This is a genomic window from Prescottella sp. GW823-FHT02E09, assembly GCF_058797375.1.
In genome coordinates this window covers 798,575-818,912 of the sequence record NZ_JBXAJP010000001.1, presented here as the reverse complement: position 1 = coordinate 818,912, position 20,338 = coordinate 798,575, and the positions used below count along the sequence as shown (strand labels likewise).

The window sequence follows — 20,338 nt, the reverse complement described above, 5'->3', positions numbered from 1 at the left end:
GACTATCTCGGTGCACCGTACGTCGGCTCTGCGGGGAGACCCGACACGCAGCTGTTGCCCCCTTCGATCGGAGATCTGCATGTCTCGTCCTTCGCTGCGCCGCGTTGCGGCCGCCACCGCCGCTGCCGCCCTCGTCGCCACCGGAGTCACGGTCGGGCTCGGCTCGGGTGTCGCCGGCGCGGCCCCGACCTGCTCACAGTCGTCGAATTCGACGAAGAACGACCTCTCCACCTGGGGTGTCACCCACACCTACAGCAAGACCGTGAACGTGACCGAGGCGGCGGCGGGCAACGAGGTCACCTACAAGATCGTGGTGGGAACGACCGGAATCGGTAACCCCTATGTCGACCGGATCACCGATGTTCCGCCGGTCGGCTTCGGCGCGCCTGTCCGGGCAAGTGTGACCGCCTACCACCTGCCGCTGGGCCAGGTGTCCGAGGCCGTGACCCCGGTCGTCGACGGTATCGGTTGGAAGGTCACCAGCACCGGTTGGTTCGTCAACTCCGGTAATCCCGTGACGCTCGAGATCACCTACAAGGTTCCCGACAATGTCTCGGTGGGAGACCTGATCACCAGTCGCGGGATCTCGACCGGCGGCACGGTCGGCGTCGCGGAGACCTTCTCGAACCTGACTTCGTGCTTCACCGTCCGGGCCAAGAACGCCGGTGAGTCCGTCACCGGCAGCCTCGAAGGTGCCGGCCTGGGCTCGTCGGAGGGCCAGATGTCGTCGACCGGTTCGATCAGCGACATCCTCGGCGACACCATCACCAGGATCCTGCAGAACGGCAGCTAGGCGCCGACCGGACATCCCGAATCGCCCCCGGAAGCAGTGCTTCCGGGGGCGATTTCTGCTTCGGAGCCCGGTCGGCCGGGTTTCGCGAAGTGGATCGGACGTACCGGCGCGTAGTGGGTGCGCGTCGTGTCGGTGCGCCCGGCTAGACTTTGCCCTGGCAGCGCGCCGCCCGGCCTGCCGATTCGATCCCAGAGGGAAGGGACCATAAGCCCCGTGTCTCCGCAGGTAGATACCGTCACGCACGCTTCCGCGACTCCCGACGTCGCCCAGCCGTTCAAGGAGCTGGGCCTCAAGGACGACGAGTACGCCCGCATCAAGGAGATTCTCGGCCGCCGTCCCACCGACGCCGAGCTTGCGATGTACTCGGTGATGTGGAGCGAGCACTGCTCGTACAAGTCCTCCAAGGTGCACCTCAAGTACTTCGGTGAGACCACCACGGACGAGATGAAAGCCTCGATGCTGGCCGGCATCGGCGAGAACGCCGGTGTCGTCGACATCGGTGACGGCTGGGCGGTCACCTTCAAGGTCGAGTCGCACAACCACCCGTCGTACATCGAGCCCTACCAGGGTGCGGCCACCGGCGTCGGCGGCATCGTCCGCGACATCATGGCGATGGGCGCTCGCCCGATCGCGGTCATGGACCAGCTGCGCTTCGGTGCCGCGGACCACGCCGACACCCGCCGCGTCGTCGACGGTGTCGTGCGCGGCATCGGTGGCTACGGAAACTCCCTCGGCCTGCCCAACATCGGAGGCGAGACCGTCTTCGACGCCTCCTACCAGGGCAACCCGCTGGTCAACGCGCTGTGCGCCGGCGCGATGCGCGTCGAGGACCTGCACCTGGCGTTCGCGTCCGGAGCCGGCAACAAGATCATCCTGTTCGGTGCGCGCACCGGCCTCGACGGCATCGGCGGCGTCTCCGTCCTGGCCTCGGAGACGTTCGACGAGAGCTCGGGCGGACGCCCGAAGAAGCTCCCGGCCGTCCAGGTGGGCGACCCGTTCACCGAGAAGGTGCTCATCGAGTGCTGCCTCGACCTGTACAAGGCCGAGCTGGTCGTCGGCATCCAGGACCTCGGCGGCGCCGGGCTGTCCTGCGCCACCTCCGAGCTGGCCGCGGCCGGCGACGGCGGCATGCACATCGACCTCGACCTGGTCCCGACCCGCGCTGCCGGCATGACCGCCGCCGAGGTGCTCTCCAGCGAATCGCAGGAGCGCATGTGCGCGGTCGTCACCCCCGAGAACGTCGACGCGTTCATGGAGGTGTGCAAGAAGTGGGACGTGCTGGCCACCGTGATCGGTGAGGTCACCGACGGCAAGCACCTCGTCATCGACTGGCACGGCGAGACCGTCGTCGACGCGCCGGCGAACACCATCGCCCACGAGGGACCGGTCTACGAGCGTCCGGTCGCCCGTCCGGCCACCCAGGACGCGCTGATCGCCGACACCACGGCGAACCTCGAGCGCCCCGAGACCGCGGACGAGCTCAAGGCCACGCTGCTGAAGATGATCGCGTCGCCGGCGCTGTGCAGCCGCAAGTGGATCACCGAGCAGTACGACCGGTACGTGCGCGGCAACACCGTGCTCGCCGAGAACGCCGACGGCGGCGTGGTCCGCATCGACGAGGAGACCGGACGCGGCATCGCGCTGGCCACCGACGCATCGGGCCGCTACACCATGCTGGACCCGTACGCGGGTGCCCAGCTGGCGCTGGCCGAGGCGTACCGCAACGTCGCCGTCACCGGCGCCACCCCCAAGGCCGTCTCCAACTGCCTCAACTTCGGTTCGCCCGAGGATCCGGGTGTCATGTGGCAGTTCCAGCAGGCCGTGCGCGGCCTGGCGGACGGCTGCGCGCAGCTCGGCATCCCGGTCACCGGCGGCAACGTGTCCTTCTACAACCAGACCGGTGCCACCGCGATCCTGCCGACGCCGGTCGTCGCCGTCCTCGGGGTCATCGACGACGTGCACCGTCGCATCCCGACCGGTCTCGGCCTCGAGCCCGGCGAGACGCTGATCCTGTTGGGGGAGACTCGAGATGAGCTTGATGGCTCCATCTGGGCGCAGGTCGAGCACGGCCACCTCGGTGGCGTGCCGCCGAAGGTCGACCTCGAGCGTGAGCGCCTGCTCGCCGACATCCTGCTGGCCGGATCCCGTGACGGGCTGATCTCCGCCGCCCACGACCTGTCCGAGGGCGGCCTCGCGCAGGCGGTCGTCGAGGCCGCGCTGGCGGGCGAGACGGGCTGCCGGATCCTGCTCCCGGAGGACGCGGACCCGTTCGTGACGCTGTTCTCCGAGTCGGCCGGCCGTGTGCTGGTCGCGGTGCCGCGCACCGAGGAGACCCGCTTCACCGGAATGTGCTCCGCGCGGGGTCTACCGTGGGTGCGTATCGGCGTCGTCGACGAGGGATCCGACTCCGTCGAGGTCCAGGGTCAGTTCTCGGTCACCATGGCCGAACTGCGTGAGACGTCCGAAGCGACCCTCCCGGCACTCTTTGGGTGATGTGTGACGGACTCGGGGGTCGAGCGGGAGGCGGTCACTGAGCTGCGGGAGGATCCGCAGCCGGTGATGCCTGCCGCCGCCCCCAGGTTCGACGACCGGCACCCGTTCGTCGTCTGGGCGTGGGGCCTGCTGAAGCTGGACTTCACGGGCATCGCGTTCGCATCACTGTTCTTCTGCTGGTCGCTGACGCCGTCGCTGCTTCCGCGCGACTGGCTGTTCCAGGGCCTTATCGGCGGCATCAGTGCGGCGATCGGGTACGCGGTCGGCGCCGCCGTCGGGTGGGTGGTCTACGAGTTCGGCCTCGCCCGCCGCCCCTGGTGGCCGCTCCCGGACCGAATCATGGTCCCGGTCAAGGTGTTCGTGCCGGTCGCGTCCGCGCTGGCCGCGGTGATCATGCTCGTGTACGCGGCCGGATGGCAGCGTGAGCTGTCGGCGCTCATGAACGCCGAGGGCACCACCACCACCGGATACATCCGCACCGGCGGGCTCAGCCTGCTGGTTGCGGCCGCGCTCATCTCGCTGTGGCGCGTGCTGCGCGACCTCGTCCGCTGGGTCGCACATCAGCTCAACAAGCGGCTCAAGATCCCGCCGCCCGCCGCGTCCGCGGGCGGACTGGCCGTCGTGCTCGTGCTCGTCTTCATGCTCGTCGACGGAATCCTGCTCCGCGTCGGATACGCCGCGGTGAACTCGATCTTCAGTCTGCAGAACAACGAGACCCGGCCCGGCGCCGTGCAGCCCCTGCTGCCCGAGCGCTCCGGAAGCCCTGCGTCGCTGGCGCCGTGGGACACCCTCGGGTTCGAGGGCCGCAACTTCGTCTCCGGTGGCATCCACGCCGACGAACTGTCCGCCGCGAACGACAGACCCGCCAAGGAACCCATCCGGGTGTACGCGGGTCTCGAGACCGCCGACGACACGGTCGCGCGGATGAACGTCGTGCTCGACGAGTTGGAACGGACCGGCGCGTTCGAGCGCAAGGCACTCGTCATCATCCCCACCACCGGCACAGGTTGGGTCAATCCCACTGCGGCGCAGGCCATCGAGCTCGTCGAGAACGGAGACAGCGCGTTGGTGGCCGCGCAGTACTCGTACCTGCCGAGCTGGATCTCGTTCATCGCCGACCGCGGGAAGGCGGCGGTCGCCGGGAACGCGTTGATCCACGCGGTGCACGACCGCTGGCTCACCAAACCGGAGGCCACCCGCCCCAAGCTCTACGTGTACGGCGAGAGCCTCGGGACGCAGGCCGGTGAGGGCGCCTTCGACGGTCTCGCCGACATCCGCGAGACCGTGGACGGTGTGCTGTGGGTGGGCCCGCCGAACTCCAATCCGTTGTGGAGTGCGCTCACCGACCGGCGTGACCCGGGCACCCCCGAAGTTCAACCGGTGTACGCGGACGGACTGGTGGTCCGGTTCGCGGACAACGCGTCGGCGATCCCCGGAAACCAGGGGCCGTGGCTCGAACCCCGGGTGCTCTACATCCAGCACCCGTCGGATCCCGTGGTGTGGTGGTCCACCGATCTGGCGTTCACCCGCCCGGACTGGCTGTCCGAGCCGCCGGGCTTCGACCGGCTGCCGTCCATGAAGTGGTTCCCGTTCGTGACGTTCTGGCAGGTGAGCGCCGACCTCGCGAACGCGGCGGGCGTCCCGGACGGACACGGCCACAACTACGGAACCGTCATCCTCGACGGGTGGGTGGCGGTCACGGCACCCGAGGGCTGGACGCCGGCCGACACCGAACGGGTGCGCGCCACGCTCGAAGACCTCCGCGGGCACGACGGGCCCGAGAAGTGAGCCGGGCGGCGGCCCTGGCCACCGCGGGCGCGCTCGTCGCGTGGAGCAACGGGGTGTTGCCGTCGCTGCGGCTGTCGTCGCGGGCGCGGGCGACCGCCGGCACCGTGGTGGCCCTGGGTGCGACCGGCATCGGCCTGGCGAGCGGTCTTCGCCGGGACGAGTTGGGGTTCGGCAACATCCGCGCCGGGCTGCAGTGGGGGAGCGCGGCCGCCGCCGTCCCCGTCGTCGGATACGCGGTGGCGCTCGCGTCGCCGTCGCTGCACAGCCGGTTCGCGGTGCCCGACGAGGTGCGACACGATTTCGCCGAGTGGGTGTCGGCGCACATTCCGTTCGGCACCGTCGTCACGGAGGAGTTGCTGTTCCGCGGTGTGCTGACCGCGCTGACGGATCGGGCGTTCCCACCACCGGCCGCGACTGCGGTCCGAGCGGCGGCCTTCGGGCTGTGGCACGTGCACCCGGCCCACGTCGCACAGGATTCGGTGCCGGGCACGGTCGCCTTCACCGCCGCTGCGTCGATCCTCTTCGACCGACTGCGCTCGGTCAGTGGCAGCGTCGTCGCACCGGCGCTGCTGCACCTGGCCGTCAACGTCGGCGGCGCGCTGCTGCAGCGCCGCATCCAGGTCGCCACCGGCCCGGCCGAGGTGCCCCTACCGCTGGTGTGATGCCCCGGGAGGGCTACTGCGCCATCCCGTAGATGCGCCCGGCGCGAATGCGCAGGACCTGACGTCGGTCCGCGACCATCGCGCGGCGGAACTCGTCCCAGTCGTCGTGCTCGCGTCCGGTGGCGGCGCGGTAGACCGCGACGAGTTCGTCGGCGGCCGCGTCGTCCGGATCGGTGGCGACGGCGCTGAGTTCGGCGTCTCCTTCGAGCACCGCGTAGCCCCAGAAATCGGGCGTGCTCACGTGCAGTGACACCCGGGGATCACGGGCGGCATTGCGGGTCTTCGCGCGATCTGCGGTGACCGAGACCCGCGCGGTGTCGGTACCCGGATCCCACGCGTACAGAACGTTGGACAGCTGCGGGCGGCCGTCGCGCTTGATAGTGACGAGAGTGCCTCGATTCTGTGACGCCACGAGGTCGAGCAGCGGCTGCGGGGTGCTGGTTTCGATGCTCATGGATGGTGCAACTGCGGTGCGCGGAGGCTTGTTCCGTCGCCGCGGACCGGCTCGGTAGATTCGATGTCCATGCCAGCCCGCCGCGCCGTCGACCCTGCCGAACTCCGCAGTGCGCTGCTCGCCGTCGGGCCGTGGCTGCGCGGTGAGGACGAGACGAAGCCGGCCCGCGCCGCACTGGCGGCCGCCGTGCGATCGAGCGCGCGCACGCTCGAGGACATCGCACCCGGTTCCAGCGTCGAGGTGCGGGTGCCGCCGTTCGTCGCGGTGCAGTGCATCGAGGGTCCCCGGCACACCCGGGGCACGCCGCCGAATGTCGTCGAGACGGACCCGCGGACCTGGCTGCTGTTGGTGACGGGGCTGCTCGGATTCGACGACGCCGTCGGTGCCGGTTCGCTCGATTCGTCGGGCAGTCGGGCCGGAGAGATAGCCCACTGGCTACCACTGCTACGACTGTGACCGGGTGTGACGGGGGTCGCATCGGAGTGATCCGGTACACCGACGGTCGAGTGCGCGTGGATCGGTAGTTAGAATGGGGCACGCCCCCCTCACCGAATCCCCTTAGGGAGCGCTTGCCGTGACTCGTGCCGAACTGTCGGTCAACAGTCGGAATCTTCTTGCTACGACCGCACCAGACGAGGACGAGAACGAACCTCGTGAAGAGTGTGGCGTCTTCGGTGTCTGGGCGCCGGGCGAGGATGTCGCCAAGCTGACGTACTACGGGCTGTACGCCCTCCAGCACCGCGGCCAGGAGGCTGCCGGCATCGCCGTCGCCGACGGCGCGCAGGTGCTGGTGTTCAAGGATCTGGGCCTGGTCAGCCAGGTGTTCGACGAGCAGACCCTCGGCGCGATGCCGGGGCACGTCGCCGTCGGCCACTGCCGCTACTCCACCACCGGGTCCACGACCTGGGAGAACGCGCAGCCGATCTTCCGCACCACCGCCGCCGGCACCGGCGTCGCGCTGGGCCACAACGGCAACCTCGTCAACACCGCCGAGCTGGCGCAGCGCGCCCGCGAGGCCGGACTGATCAACGACAAGCGTCCCGGTGCGGCCACGTCCGACTCGGACATCGTCGGTGCGCTGTTGGCGCACGCCGCCGCCGACAGCACGCTCGAGCAGGCCGCGATGAAGCTGCTGCCGACGTTGCGTGGCGCCTTCTGCCTGACGTTCATGGACGAGCACACGCTGTACGCGGCGCGCGATCCGCACGGCATCCGTCCGCTGTGCCTCGGTCGTCTCGACCGCGGCTGGGTGGTCGCCAGCGAGACCGCCGCGCTCGACATCGTCGGTGCGTCGTTCGTGCGCGAGATCGAGCCCGGCGAGCTGCTCGCGATCGACGCCGACGGTGTCCGGTCGTCCCGGTTCGCGAACCCGGAGCCCAAGGGCTGCGTGTTCGAGTACGTGTACCTGGCCCGCCCGGACAGCGTCATCTCCGGCCGGTCGGTGCACTCGACCCGCGTCGAGATCGGTCGGCGTCTCGCCAAGGAGCACCCCGCCGAGGGTGACCTGGTGATTCCGGTGCCGGAGTCCGGTACCCCCGCCGCGGTCGGCTACGCGCAGGGCTCGGGTATCCCGTACGGCCAGGGCCTGATGAAGAACGCCTACGTGGGCCGCACCTTCATCCAGCCGTCGCAGACCATCCGGCAACTGGGTATCCGCCTCAAGCTCAACCCACTGAAGGAAGTCATCCGCGGCAAGCGCCTCGTCGTCGTCGACGATTCGATCGTCCGTGGCAACACCCAGCGCGCGCTGATCCGGATGCTCCGCGAGGCCGGTGCGCTCGAGATCCACGTCCGGATCGCGTCGCCGCCGGTCAAGTGGCCGTGCTTCTACGGCATCGACTTCGCGTCGCCGGCCGAACTGATCGCGAACGGCGCCGAGGGCAGCGGGCCCACCACCGACACGTTCGACGAGATGCTCGAGGGTGTGCGCCGGTCGATCGGTGCCGATTCCCTCGGCTACATCTCCATCGACGGCATGGTCGCCGCGACCGAGCAGCCGCGCTCGCGCCTGTGCGCCGCGTGCTTCGACGGCACCTACCCGATCGCGCTGCCGAACGAGGGCATCGGCAAGAACGTCCTCGAGGGCATGTTGGAGTCCGCGGCGGGCAGCGCGCTCACCCACGACAACGACAACGCGGACGCGCTGTCCCGTCCCTAGTTCGCACGACCGTCCGGGGATGCCCGAGCAACTCCGGTAGCGTAAGGGCGCAATCGAGGTGATTGCGCATGCGCACACGCATTCGCGACCGCTGCGGATGCGGCAGTTGAGACGTTCACCGAGTATCAAGGCTGGAGCCAGAACCCAATGACCGAGGACAGTACCCGCACGCAGGGCGCTTCGTACGCCGCCGCCGGAGTGGACATCGAAGCGGGCGACCGGGCAGTCGAACTGTTCGCCCCGTTGGCGAAGAAGGCCAGCCGCCCCGAGGTCATGGGTGGTCTCGGTGGTTTCGCCGGCCTGTTCTCCCTCAAGGGTGGATACAAGGAGCCTCTGCTCGCCGCGTCCACCGACGGCGTCGGCACCAAGCTCGCCGTCGCGCAGGCCATGGACAAGCACGACACCGTCGGCCTCGACCTGGTCGCGATGGTCGTCGACGACCTCGTGGTGTGCGGTGCCGAGCCGCTGTTCCTGCAGGACTACATCGCGGTCGGCCGCGTCGTCCCCGAGCGGGTCGCCGAGATCGTCGGCGGCATCGCCGAGGGCTGCATCCAGGCCGGCTGCGCGCTGCTCGGCGGCGAGACCGCCGAGCACCCCGGCGTGATGGCCGACGGTGACTACGACCTGTCCGCGACCGGCATCGGCGTTGTCGAGGCCGATCAGGTGCTGGGGCCGGACCGTGTCCGTCCGGGCGACGTCGTGATCGGCATGGGCGCGTCGGGTCTGCACTCCAACGGTTACTCGCTGGCCCGCAAGGTGCTGCTCGAGATCGACCGCATGTCGCTGACCGGGCACGTCGACGAGTTCGGCCGCACCCTCGGCGAGGAGCTGCTCGAGCCCACCAAGATCTACGCCAAGGACTGCCTGGCGCTGGCCGCCGAGACCGACGTGCGCACCTTCTGCCACGTCACCGGTGGCGGCCTCGCCAACAACCTCGCACGCGTGATGCCCAAGGGCCTCGTCGCCGAGCTGGACCGCGGTACCTGGAGTCCCGCTCCCGTGTTCACCATGATCGCGCAGCGCGGTCGTGTCGAGCGCGCCGAGATGGAACAGACGTTCAACATGGGCGTCGGCATGGTCGCGATCGTCGCGCCCGAGGACGTGGACCGCGCCCTGGCGGTGCTCACGGCCCGCCACATCGACTGCTGGACCCTCGGCAGCGTCAAGAAGGCATCGGACGCCGACGCCGCCCGCGCACTGCTGCTGGGCGACCACCCGCGTTTCTGAGCGGCCGTCCCGATCCGGGACCGCACGTAGACGTCGTCCCCGGAACCTCCACGAGGTTCCGGGGACGACGTCGTTCTACGGGCGGTCCGGGCAGAGCGGTGCCGGTGCAGCTCCGAGACGCCGGAGATGCGTCAGCGCCACGTGTGCTGGAAGGCCGTGAACAATTCACGGAAATACCACGAATGAGGGGGAGCCGTCGGGCTCCCCCTCATTCGCGATTGTCCGACTGGGTCAGGACGACAGTCAACGACGCCAATCGTCGTAGTCGTCGTCCTCCCAGGGGGAGCGGTTGTCCTCGTCGGAGCGCTTGTCGGCGATGACTCCGCCGTTACGGGACGAGCCGGATCCACCGCCGCTCGAGAGCTCTCGTTGCAGGCTGTCGAAATCCGTGGACGGAGAGCTGTATTTGAGCTCCCGTGCAACCTTGGTCTGCTTTGCCTTAGCCCGGCCGCGGCCCATGGCTGACCCCCTCGCGCTTTCGCGGGGCGGCCTGGGGAATTTGGCGGCCCCGCGTGAGTGTTGATGTTTTCCTGACCCACACTCTAGCGTGCAAATGTCGCTTCCGCCTCCACGAATGGTTCCCGGTGGTGTCTGATTTGTCTCAGAGGGCCCGTGAGCTGGAGTGATGGCGAATTCCTGCAGGCTAGAACACACCCGGGACGGCGCGAATCGTCCCCACACGGGCGCCGCCACCGAGGACCGGCTGGGAGGCCAGCGCCGCGTGGTCCTCCGACCACGTCACGCCGAGCCGGTGGAGCAGCGCTGCGGTCAACGGCAGCCGGGCCCGTTCGTGCCCGTCGTCGATCTTGAACGCGAAGGCGGTGCCGTCGGGCAGCGCGCCCGCATGGACGCCGTCGGCGCCGGCCTTGCACAGCAGTCCCGGCACCGCCGGCATCAGGCGGGCGTCGTCGCGGCCGGTGCCCGACACGAGGTGCGGGTGCGCGCGGATCGCGTCGGCGACGGATCGCTCGGCCGATCCCGGTGCGGCCGTCACCAGGCGGGAGAACGCCCGCGCCAGATTGGTCAGCGACAGCGGGATGATCGGCAGCCCGCAGCCGTCGATGCCCAGTTCGGTCTCGGGTTCGCCGCTGAGGTCGGCGATGGTCGCGATCACGATGCGCTGGAGCGGGTGGGCCGGGTCGAGGTACGAGTCCAGCGGCCAGTCGTTGGCCGCGCACGCCGCGAGCATGGCCGCGTGTTTGCCCGAGCAGTTCATGTAGACCGTCCGGGGCGGCCGACCCGCCGCGAGCACCTCGGCGCGGGCCAGCTCGTTCGCCGGCAGGTCCGGGGGGCATTGCAACTGCCGCTCGTCGAGGCCGTGGCGTTCGAGTAACTGCTCGACCAGTTCGACGTGCGCGAGCTCGCCCTCGTGCGACGCCGACGCGATCGCCAGCTGCTCGCCGGATTCGGGCACGAACCCGCTGCGGAGCAGCGCGACGGCCTGCATCGGCTTGTTCGACGACCGCGGATAGATCGGCGTGTGGACCTCGCCCAGTTCGAGGCTGGGGGTGCCCTCCGGCGTCAGCACGACGAGCGAGCCGCGGTGCACGCACTCGCGGAATCCGGATCGGACGACCTCGACCAGTTCGACGCTCACGACGGCACCTGTTCTTCCAGACGGTTGAGGAACTTCCGGACCCGTGCTTCGACCGTGTCCGCGAGATCGGGTTGCTCTGCGAGCAGACGCGTCAGCCGGGCGGGGTCGTCGCCGACGAACGCGTCGCGGACGGTCACCCCGTGCGAGGGCACCGACAGGATCTCGATCGGATCGCCGGCCTGCAGGTGTCCGGGCGTCAGCACCCGCAGGTAGGCGCCGACGTCGGCGCGTTCGGTGAACCGCTTGACCCACCGCGGTTCACCGGCCCAGTGCGCGAAGGTGCCACACGGCACGCGCGGCTCGGTGATCTCGAGCTCGACGCCGCCGATGCGCCAGCGGGTGCCGATCACCGCGTCGGTGGTCGGCGCGCCACTGATACGAAGGTTCTCGCCGAACCAGCCCGGCGCGAGGGTCCGGCCCAGTTCCGTCTCCCAGCGCCCGGCTTCCTCCGTGGAGTAGGCGTAGACCGCCTTGTCGCGCCCTCCGTGGAACTTCGTGTCGCAGACGTGGTCCCCGGTCACCCCGCCGGTTCCGACGCGTACAGGGCCCGCCACGGGCCGCTTGTCGATGGCTGTGCGCGGCGCGCGCTTGCTGGGTGCGTCGCGTTCGGCGAACACGACGCACACCGCATCGAGGCGGCCGTCCGTCGCGGCCGTCACCGGCCGCGCAACCGGTCGACGGCCGCCCGGCCCGCCTGCACCTCGTCGTGCCGCGGCACCGAGTCCGCGTCGATCGAGGCGGCGCACGGCCCGGCGACGAGCGCGGTCTCGGCGGGCACGGTGCGCTTCACCAGTGCCAGCGCGATCGGCCCCCACTCGAAGTGATCGACGACGGTGCCGATGCGGCCGACGGCGCGTCCGTCCGCCGTCACCGATTCGCCCACCTCGGGGCGACCCTCGGCAGAGCCGTCGAGGTGCAGCAACACCAGGTGACGCGGCGGCTTGCCGAGGTTGTGGACGCGGGCCACCGTCTCCTGGCCGCGGTAGCAGCCCTTGTCGAGGTGCACGGCGCCGTGCTCGGCCGGACCGCCGATCCAGCCGGCCTCGTGGGGGATGGTGCGGTCGTCGGTGTCGACGCCGATCCGGGGGCGCAGGGCCGCGACGCGCAGGGCCTCGAACGCCCACGATCCGGCCGGGCGGGCCCCGGCGGCGGTGAGGACGGACCACCAGCGGCTCAGGTCGCTGCGCGGGACGACCAGGTCGAACGAGTCGGCGGTCGGCCACGGCATCCGGCGCACGAATCCGCCGCCGGCGAGCGGGGCCGCGTCGTACACGCCGGGCAGTGCGGGCACGCCGAGCGCCTCGAGGAATGCGGGGGAGGACGCGACGTCGGGCCCCAGCAGGCTCAGCACGGCCATGTCGTTGCCGTCGCGCGGCTCGGCCTTGGACCAGAACACCATCTTCTGCAGGAAGCTCAACAATTCCGGGCCGCGGTCGGCCTCGGTGTCGATCCACGTCACGCCGTCGATGTCGGTCTGCACGAAGTGGTGCTCGATCCGGCCGTTGAGGTCCAGGCTGAGGTTCTCGGCACCGGATCGGTCGGGAAGGGCAGCGACGTGCTGACTGGAGATGGTGTGCAGCCAGGTGAGCCGCTCCTCGCCGGGGATCGCGATGACGAACCGGTGGGACCGGTCGACGACGGCCGCGGCGCGGACCGCGGCACGCTGCTCGGCGAACGGGTCGCCGTAGTGCCAGGCGACGCCGGCATCCGGAGAGCCCTCCGGCGGCGGGACCGCACCGGGCGTGGAGAGAAGTGGACTGGGTGCAACGAGCGGAATGTCGGCCACGGCCCCATTCTATGAGCGGGCGGGGACAGCGCCGCGTGACACAGGGAACTGCTGGTCGCGCCAGTTCTGGCTATGGTGGGCGACATGGCTGGGCAGGGTGGAAACGTGCTGGTGACGCTCGACGGGCAGGTGCGCGACGCCGACGCACCGCTCCTGCACGTGGACGACCTCGCCGTGGTGCGCGGCGACGGCGTGTTCGAGACGCTGCTGGTCCGCGACGGGCGGGCCTGCAAGGTCGGGTTGCACCTCGACCGCCTGGAGGCATCGGCGAACGCCCTCGAGTTGCCCCTGCCGGGCCGCGGGCTCTGGCGCCGCGCCGTCGAGACCGCGGCCCGGGAGTGGGGGCGCGACCGGGAAGGGTGGATGCGCCTTCTGCTCAGCCGTGGTCGGGAGACCGGGGGCCCGGCGACCGCGTTCGTGTCGGTGGGCCCGGTCGCGGAGCGTGTGCTGCGGGCGAGGCGCGACGGGGTCTCCGTCATGACACTGCCGCGCGGGTATTCGGTCGACCTGGCGGCGTCGGCGCCGTGGCAGCTGTCGGGGGCGAAGACGCTGTCGTATGCGACGAACATGGCGGCCCTGAGGCATGCCCAGGCGCAGGGCGTCGACGATGTCATATTCACGAGCAGTGAAGGACGAATTCTGGAGGGTCCCCGGTCGACGGTCGTGATCGCCCGGGGTAAGACGTTGATCACTCCGCCGCCCGAGCAGAGCATCCTTCCGGGCACCACGCAGCGGGCCCTGTTCGAGGTCGCCGCGGCCAAGGGGTACACGTGTCGATACGAACCCTTGAATCCGGTCGATCTTGTTGTCTCGGAGGGTATCTGGCTGGTCTCGAGTGTCACGTTGGCGGCGCGTGTGCACACCCTCGACGGGCTGTCGTTGCCGATGTCGCCGGCGGCCGACGACGTGGCCTCGATGGTCGAGTTGGCGGTCGAGACGGTGGGGTCGGACTAGGCCCGGACTAGGCGCTGACCGAAAGGTCTACTACATTCCGTAGTAGCAATCCGCTGCGGGGAGCTTCTCCCCGCAGTAACTTTGTGAACAGGGATCGAGCGGACGCCCACGTCTCGACCCCGAAGCCTGTCCTACGGGCCGACTTTTCGGAGTAGCCATGGATGTCTTGGATGTCTCCCGGTGGCAGTTCGGAATCACCACCGTCTACCACTTCATCTTCGTTCCCCTCACGATCGGACTGGCCCCGCTGGTCGCGATCATGCAGACGATGTGGGTGATCACGAAAAAGGATCACTGGTATCGCCTCACCAAGTTCTTCGGCAAGTTCTTCCTGATCAACTTCGCGATCGGTGTCGCGACAGGCATCGTGCAGGAATTCCAGTTCGGCATGAACTGGAGCGAATACTCCCGCTTCGTCGGTGATGTGTTCGGAGCGCCGCTCGCCCTCGAAGGCCTTGTTGCCTTCTTCCTGGAGTCGACGTTCCTCGGATTGTGGATCTTCGGTTGGGGGCGGCTACCGAAGGGCGTGCACCTGGCCGCGATCTGGATCGCGGCGATCGGTGCCAACATCTCGGCGTACTTCATCATCGTCGCCAACTCGTTCATGCAGCACCCCGTCGGTGCTCGCTTCAACCCGGAAACGGGGCGCGCCGAGCTCGAGAGCATCTGGGCGCTGCTGACCAACAACACGGCAATCGCGGCGTACTTCCACGCCATCGCGGGCGGATTCCTCACCGCCTCGACCTTCGTCGTCGGCATCGCCGGCTGGTGGATGGTGCGAAACATGCGCAAGGCCAAGACCGCTGGGCCGGAGGACGCCGAAACACTGACCACCGACGCGCGCCAGATGTTCCGGCCCGCTGCCCGTCTGGGCATGCTCGTGATGATCATCGCCGGTATCGGCCTGGTCTACACCGGTGACGTCCAGGGCAAGCTGATGTTCCAGCAGCAGCCCATGAAGATGGCGTCCGCGGAATCGCTGTGTCACACCGAGACCGATCCGGACTTCTCGATCCTGACCGTCGGCACGCACAACAACTGCGACGGCGTCACCCACGTGCTCGAGGTGCCGTTCGTGCTGCCGTGGCTCGCGGAGGGCAAGTTCGAAGGCGTGACCCTGCAGGGCGTCGAGGATCTGCAAGCGCAGTACGAGGAGCAGTTCGGCCCCGGCAACTACCGTCCGAACCTGTTCGTCACGTACTGGTCGTTCCGCGCGATGATCGGCCTCGCCGCAGGCTCGCTGGCGCTGGCGCTGGCCGGACTGTGGGTCACCCGGCGTGGCCGGGTCCCGGACCAGAAATGGTTCAAGTGGTTGTGCCTCATCGCGATTCCCACGCCGTTCCTCGCCAACAGCGCGGGCTGGATCTTCACCGAGATGGGCCGTCAGCCCTGGGTGGTGCACCCCAATCCCACCGGCGTGGACCTGATTCGATTGACCGTGGACCAGGGCGTCTCCGATCACCCGGTCGGGCTGGTCGTCACCTCGCTCGTGGTGTTCACACTGCTGTACGGCGCACTGGGTGTCGTGTGGTTCTACCTGATCCGTCGCTACGCGATCGAGGGACCGTCGCCACACGATCTGCATCCGCCGGGCAAGGGGCCCAAGCCGAAGGCCGGCGGCCCGGGAGAACCGGGCGAGCCGGAGGCCGAAGAGCAACTGTCGTTCGCGTACTAGGAGATCCGTCATGGGACTGCAGGAATTCTGGTTCATTCTCATCGCGGTGCTCTTCGTCGGGTACTTCGTACTCGAGGGGTTCGACTTCGGTGTCGGAATGTTGATGCCCGTCCTGGGCAAGACGGAGAACCGTCGTCGCGTGCTGCTCAACACCATCGGACCCGTCTGGGACGGCAACGAGGTGTGGTTGATCGTCGGTGGTGGTGCGCTGTTCGCGGCCTTCCCCGACTGGTACGCGACGCTGTTCTCCGGGTTCTATCTACCACTGCTGATCATTCTGGTGGCGTTGATCCTGCGGGTCGTCGCAATCGAGTGGCGCGGCAAGATCGACGACGACAAGTGGAGGGCCCGCGCCGACTTGGGCATCATGATCGGCTCGTGGGTCCCGGCGGTGCTGTGGGGCGTCGCGTTCGCGAACATCGTTCGTGGTGTCGCGATCAACGCGGACAAGAAGGTCACGTCCAATTTCTTCGACCTGCTCAATCCGTATGCGCTGCTGGGCGGTATCACCACGGCGCTCGTTTTCGCCCTGCACGGTGCGGTCTTCATCGCACTCAAGACGACGGACGACGTCCGGATCGACGCAGCCGAGCTGGCGAAGAAGCTCGCCATCCCGGCGGTGCCCATCGCCGGCGGGTTCGTGCTGTGGACGCAGCTGGCCCACGGCAAGGACTGGACATGGATTCTGGTGGCGCTCGCGGCCATTGCCGTGATCGCGGTGGTGTTCCTGACCCGGGCGGAGAGCGAGGGTTGGGCGTTCGCGTTCACGACGCTCGCGGTGATCGCCACCGTGGTGCTGCTGTTCGCGTCGCTGTACCCGAACGTGATGCCGTCGACCACCAGCGAGGCGTACAACCTGACGATCGAGAATGCGTCGTCGAGCCCGTACACCCTGAAGGTGATGACTTGGGCGGCAGTGATTCTCACGCCGATCGTCCTGGTCTACCAGGGCTGGACGTACTGGGTGTTCCGTAAGCGGATCTCCACCAAGCACATCCCGCCGTCGATCGGGTTGACCCGCAAGGCCGGATCCACGAAGGTCTGATGAGTATCGAGATCGACAGCCCCGCCCGGTCGAGTCGACGGGCGGGGCGCCGCGGGGGACCGGTCGATCCCCGACTGTGGAAGTACTCGGCGTCGGCGCGTGGCTACCTGATCCTCACGGTGGTCCTGTCGGCGATCAACGTCGCGATGGTGATCGTCTCGGCCGTGCTGATCGGCACCATCCTGGCCGGGGTGATCACCTCGGATCGGCGCAGTATCGCGGACTGGCGCACCGACCTGATGTGGCTCGCGGCGGCAGTGGCCGTGCGCGTCCTGGTGGCCTGGTTGCAGGCGCGGTACGCACACCGATCTGCCAATCGGGTGGTCGCGGAACTCGAGGTGGAGGTGCTGCAGGCGGCCGTCCGCATGCCACCACGCACCCTCGACCCGCGCCGCGACGAGATCGCGACCGTGCTCACCCGTGGCGTTCGCGCCTTGGAGCCGTACCTGACGGGCTACCTTCCCGCGCTCATCCTGGCGGCAACACTCACGCCGGCGACGCTGGTCGTGATCCTCCTGCAGGACCTGACATCGGCGATGATCGTCGTGGTCACGCTGCCGCTCATCCCCGTCTTCATGATCCTGATCGGGGTCCTCACGAAGGGGAAGTCCGAACAGACGCTGGCGGCGCTGACGCGTCTGTCGGCGCAACTGCTCGACCTGCTGGCCGGCCTGCCGACGCTGCGGGCACTCGGCCGCGAGCGCGGTCCCGCGAAGCGGGTACGCGAACTCGGGGAGGCGCACCGCAAGACCACGATGTCGTCGCTGCGGGTCGCGTTCCTGTCGTCGATGGTGCTCGAACTACTGGCGACGCTGTCGGTGGCGCTCATCGCCGTCAGCATCGGCCTGCGCCTGGTGTACGGCAACATGGAACTCGAACCCGGCATCGTCGCACTGATCCTCGCGCCCGAGGTGTACCTGCCGCTGCGCATGGTCGGCACTCAGTTCCATGCCGCGGAGGACGGTGTCGCCGCCGCGACCAAGGCGTTCGGCGTGCTCGACGAGGCTGCCGAGCAGCGGCCGAACGGAACCCGCACGGTGGTGGCCGACGGTGCCGTCGTCGAATTGACGGGCGTGAGCGTGCAGTCCCGCTCCGGGACGGCGCCGGACCGATTGGATGCGAGCTGCCAGCCCGGAGCGGTGACCGTACTGACCGGTGCCAACGGGTCCGGAAAGTCCACTGCCCTGCAGGCAATTCTGGGGTTGACCGACCCTGACGCGGGATCGGTCCGGATCGACGGTACCGACGTCCGCGACCTGGACCCGGCCGGCTGGTGGTCGCAGATCGCGTGGCTGCCCCAGCATCCGGTGATCGTCCCGGGCACCCTCGCCGAGAACCTGGCCCTCGTCGGCGACATCGACACGCACGCCGAGCAACTGCAGCAGGCATGCCGGGCAACCGGATTCGACGAGGTGCTGGCGGAGTTGCCGCGCGGATGGGACACCGTCGTCGGCGCCGGGGGACTGGGGCTCTCGCTCGGACAACGGCAGCGGTTGGCCCTCACCCGGCTGCTGGTGTCCTCGCGGCCGGTGCTGCTGCTCGACGAGCCGACCGCGCACCTCGACGAAGAAACCGAACGGACAGTGTTGAATTCGCTACGTGAGCTCGCCCGCCACGGCCGCACAGTCGTGATCGTGGGGCATCGGCCGACGGTGCTGGCGGTGGGGGATCGGGTGATCGAGGTCGCGGCGCGACAGGACGTCGTGGCCGACGAGGATGCGGGGAGCGCTGCACCATGAACAGTGACCTGGTGCGGGCGATACGGCTGCTGGATCTCGAGCCGCGACGCGTGGTTGCCGCGATCGCCGCGGGTGTCGCAACGCTCGGTAGTGCGCTGGCGCTGGCCGCGTTGTCCGCGTGGTTGATCACCAAGGCGTGGCAGATGCCGCCCGTGCTCGACCTGACGGTCGCGGTCGTCGCCGTGCGCGCACTCGGCATCTCCCGGGGTGTCTTCCGGTACCTCGAACGCCTCGCGACGCACGATGCCGCGTTGCGCGGCACCACGTCGGCGCGGACGGTGATCTACCGCCGACTCGCGGACGGTGACCCGGCCGCGGCCTCGGGACTCCGGCGCGGTGACCTGTTGGCCCGCACCGGCGCCGACGTCGACGCACTCGGTGACGTCGTCGTGCGGGCGTTGATCCCGATCGCCGTCGCCGCGATCATGGCGGTGTCCGCCGTCGTCCTGCTCGGACTCATCTCGCCGGCCGCCGCGCTCGTCCTCGCCGTCGCCCTCGCCGTATCGGGGGTGCTGGCGCCGTGGCTGTCGGCGCGCGCGTCGCGAATCGCGGAATCGAACAGCGCTGCAGCGACGGCGCTGTTCAGCGAGACGGCGGTGACCGCACTCGACCATGCGGCCGAGTTACGGGTGGCCGGACGCCTCGACGACGTGCTCGTCAGTGCGGAGGCCACGAATCGTGATGCGGTGCGGGCCACCGACCGCGCCGCTCTGCCCTCGGCATTCGCAGCGGCTGCGACGCCGCTCGCGATCGGGGCCAGCGTGCTGGGGTCGCTGCTCATCGGTATCACGCTGTACGGGCCGGACGGTGGCACGTCGGGCGCGATGACGCCGATGTCGTTGGCGATCCTGGTGCTCGTGCCGCTCGCCGCGTTCGAGGCGACCGGGGCGCTGCCGGCGGCCGCACTCGCCCTGACCCGGGCGCGGATCGCGTCGGGTCGGATCCTGGCGCTGCTCGACCGGGCCGGTGATTCGGTATCCGAGGGAGTCGAGGTGCCGTCGGGTCCGGGTCGGGTTCGTGCCGAGCGGTTGCGGTGTGGCTGGCCGGGCGGCGAGAAGGTGACCGCGCCCGTGGACCTGGATCTGGCGCCGGGGGCGCGAGTGGCCGTCGTCGGTGGGAGCGGAGCGGGCAAGACCACGCTGCTCATGACGCTGGCAGGTTTGCTGCCACCGATCGACGGCACCGTGTCGCTCGACGGAATCCCTGTCGCGCGGCTCCGGTCCGACGCGTTGCGTCACGACGTCGGTTTCTTCGCCGAGGACGCGCATCTGTTCGACACGTCGGTCCTCGAGAATCTGCGTGTGGCCCGCGGCGACCTGGACGAGGAGAGCGCTGTCGACGTGTTGCGATCCGTGGGGCTGGGGGAGTGGGTGGCTCAGTTGCCGCGTGGCGTGCACACGCCGCTGGGTGGCGGCGCGCGGGCGGTCTCCGGTGGCCAGCGCCGACGCCTGCTGCTGGCCCGCGCCCTCGTCTCGCCCGCACGGGTGCTCTTGCTGGACGAGCCGACCGAGCACCTGGACGCGGCAGACGGCGCGAAGATCCAGCGGGCGCTGCTCGAACGGGACGGTGGGTTGGTCGATCGGGACCGGACCGTGGTCCTCGTCACGCATCAGTTGCCGCCGGACGTTGGCGCCGATCGCGTTGTGACCGTCGGTAACGGAACCGGTCGTGATGGGGATCGTGTCAGTGAGAATGTCGGACTGGATCCGGCGCAGCACGCCTGAGCACGGGCGACGCCGCCGGCATGTCCGGACCCAAATGTGGAACATGTTCTAGGCGAGGCGGGTAATCGTCGTTCCGGGGTGGCCCGTTACAGGGTGTTCGGACCCAAAAAGTGTTGCGCCACCTCGCAACTACCCGCTGGACGAACGTCCGAAAAACTGGTTAGTATGTGATCGTCTTCACCACTGTATGGGCGATTTGCCGCGACTCCGCGGATTGAATTGAAACGCGTTCTACCGAGAACT

The 20,338-nt window shown here is 69.1% G+C and carries 17 protein-coding genes; 12 read left to right on the top strand and 5 right to left on the bottom strand.

From position 1 onward, the window contains the following. The first annotated feature begins 79 nt into the window (after positions 1 to 79). From AC1RIF_RS04050 to AC1RIF_RS04035, 4 genes are all read left to right on the top strand, one after another. On the top strand, positions 80 to 793 hold the full coding sequence (locus tag AC1RIF_RS04050; protein ID WP_492600061.1) for a hypothetical protein: 714 nt from the start codon (positions 80 to 82) through the stop codon (positions 791 to 793). A gap of 213 nt (positions 794 to 1,006) precedes the next feature. Further along, entirely contained in the window at positions 1,007 to 3,286 is a 2,280-nt protein-coding gene (purL, locus tag AC1RIF_RS04045) for a phosphoribosylformylglycinamidine synthase subunit PurL (protein WP_492600060.1), read from the top strand. 3 nt (positions 3,287 to 3,289) lie between these two features. Further along, positions 3,290 to 5,074, top strand: coding sequence for an alpha/beta hydrolase (locus AC1RIF_RS04040; RefSeq protein ID WP_492600059.1), 1,785 nt, complete (start codon positions 3,290 to 3,292; stop codon positions 5,072 to 5,074). Next, a complete protein-coding gene (locus tag AC1RIF_RS04035; RefSeq protein ID WP_492600058.1) occupies positions 5,071 to 5,736 on the top strand; it encodes a CPBP family intramembrane glutamic endopeptidase in 666 nt (221 codons plus the stop codon). Before AC1RIF_RS04040 ends, AC1RIF_RS04035 begins: the two co-directional genes overlap by 4 nt. Before the next feature lie 13 nt (positions 5,737 to 5,749). Here the strand turns inward: AC1RIF_RS04035 and AC1RIF_RS04030 are convergent, their stop codons facing one another. After that, positions 5,750 to 6,190, bottom strand: a complete 441-nt coding sequence (locus tag AC1RIF_RS04030; protein WP_492600057.1) for a PPOX class F420-dependent oxidoreductase — start codon at positions 6,188 to 6,190, stop codon at positions 5,750 to 5,752. A gap of 69 nt (positions 6,191 to 6,259) precedes the next feature. Between AC1RIF_RS04030 and AC1RIF_RS04025 the strand changes: the two genes are divergently transcribed. The 3 genes from AC1RIF_RS04025 to purM all read left to right on the top strand — a co-directional run bounded on the left by AC1RIF_RS04025 (position 6,260) and on the right by purM (position 9,575). After that, complete coding sequence (locus AC1RIF_RS04025) at positions 6,260 to 6,646, top strand: sterol carrier family protein (RefSeq protein ID WP_492600056.1); 387 nt, start codon at positions 6,260 to 6,262, stop codon at positions 6,644 to 6,646. A 118-nt stretch (positions 6,647 to 6,764) separates the two neighbouring features. Continuing rightward, on the top strand, positions 6,765 to 8,348 hold the full coding sequence (purF, locus tag AC1RIF_RS04020; RefSeq protein WP_492600055.1) for an amidophosphoribosyltransferase: 1,584 nt from the start codon (positions 6,765 to 6,767) through the stop codon (positions 8,346 to 8,348). Between the two features lie 147 nt (positions 8,349 to 8,495). After that, positions 8,496 to 9,575 (top strand): phosphoribosylformylglycinamidine cyclo-ligase, encoded by a 1,080-nt coding sequence (purM, locus tag AC1RIF_RS04015; RefSeq protein WP_114720750.1) that lies wholly within the window; start codon positions 8,496 to 8,498, stop codon positions 9,573 to 9,575. 243 nt (positions 9,576 to 9,818) lie between these two features. Here the strand turns inward: purM and AC1RIF_RS04010 are convergent, their stop codons facing one another. From AC1RIF_RS04010 to ygfZ, 4 genes are all read right to left on the bottom strand, one after another. Continuing rightward, a complete protein-coding gene (locus AC1RIF_RS04010) occupies positions 9,819 to 10,034 on the bottom strand; it encodes a DUF3073 domain-containing protein (protein ID WP_492600054.1) in 216 nt (71 codons plus the stop codon). Between the two features lie 184 nt (positions 10,035 to 10,218). Next, a complete protein-coding gene (locus AC1RIF_RS04005; protein ID WP_492600053.1) occupies positions 10,219 to 11,172 on the bottom strand; it encodes an asparaginase in 954 nt (317 codons plus the stop codon). Beyond that, positions 11,169 to 11,831, bottom strand: coding sequence for an MOSC domain-containing protein (locus AC1RIF_RS04000; protein WP_492600052.1), 663 nt, complete (start codon positions 11,829 to 11,831; stop codon positions 11,169 to 11,171). Before AC1RIF_RS04000 ends, AC1RIF_RS04005 begins: the two co-directional genes overlap by 4 nt. Next, entirely contained in the window at positions 11,828 to 12,958 is a 1,131-nt protein-coding gene (gene ygfZ, locus AC1RIF_RS03995) for a CAF17-like 4Fe-4S cluster assembly/insertion protein YgfZ (RefSeq protein ID WP_492600051.1), read from the bottom strand. The genes AC1RIF_RS04000 and ygfZ overlap by 4 nt, the downstream gene beginning before the upstream one ends. A gap of 84 nt (positions 12,959 to 13,042) precedes the next feature. Between ygfZ and AC1RIF_RS03990 the strand changes: the two genes are divergently transcribed. The 5 genes from AC1RIF_RS03990 to cydC all read left to right on the top strand — a co-directional run bounded on the left by AC1RIF_RS03990 (position 13,043) and on the right by cydC (position 20,095). Further along, positions 13,043 to 13,912: an aminodeoxychorismate lyase gene (locus AC1RIF_RS03990; protein ID WP_492600050.1), complete on the top strand. Its 870-nt coding sequence runs from the start codon at positions 13,043 to 13,045 to the stop codon at positions 13,910 to 13,912. Between the two features lie 157 nt (positions 13,913 to 14,069). Beyond that, positions 14,070 to 15,587, top strand: coding sequence for a cytochrome ubiquinol oxidase subunit I (locus AC1RIF_RS03985; RefSeq protein ID WP_492600049.1), 1,518 nt, complete (start codon positions 14,070 to 14,072; stop codon positions 15,585 to 15,587). Positions 15,588 to 15,597: 10 nt separating this feature from the next. Further along, positions 15,598 to 16,632, top strand: coding sequence for a cytochrome d ubiquinol oxidase subunit II (gene cydB, locus AC1RIF_RS03980; protein WP_492600048.1), 1,035 nt, complete (start codon positions 15,598 to 15,600; stop codon positions 16,630 to 16,632). Then, a complete protein-coding gene (cydD, locus tag AC1RIF_RS03975) occupies positions 16,632 to 18,371 on the top strand; it encodes a thiol reductant ABC exporter subunit CydD (protein WP_492600047.1) in 1,740 nt (579 codons plus the stop codon). The genes cydB and cydD overlap by 1 nt, the downstream gene beginning before the upstream one ends. Then, positions 18,368 to 20,095, top strand: a complete 1,728-nt coding sequence (cydC, locus tag AC1RIF_RS03970; protein WP_492600046.1) for a thiol reductant ABC exporter subunit CydC — start codon at positions 18,368 to 18,370, stop codon at positions 20,093 to 20,095. The genes cydD and cydC overlap by 4 nt, the downstream gene beginning before the upstream one ends. The last annotated feature ends 243 nt before the right edge of the window (positions 20,096 to 20,338 follow it).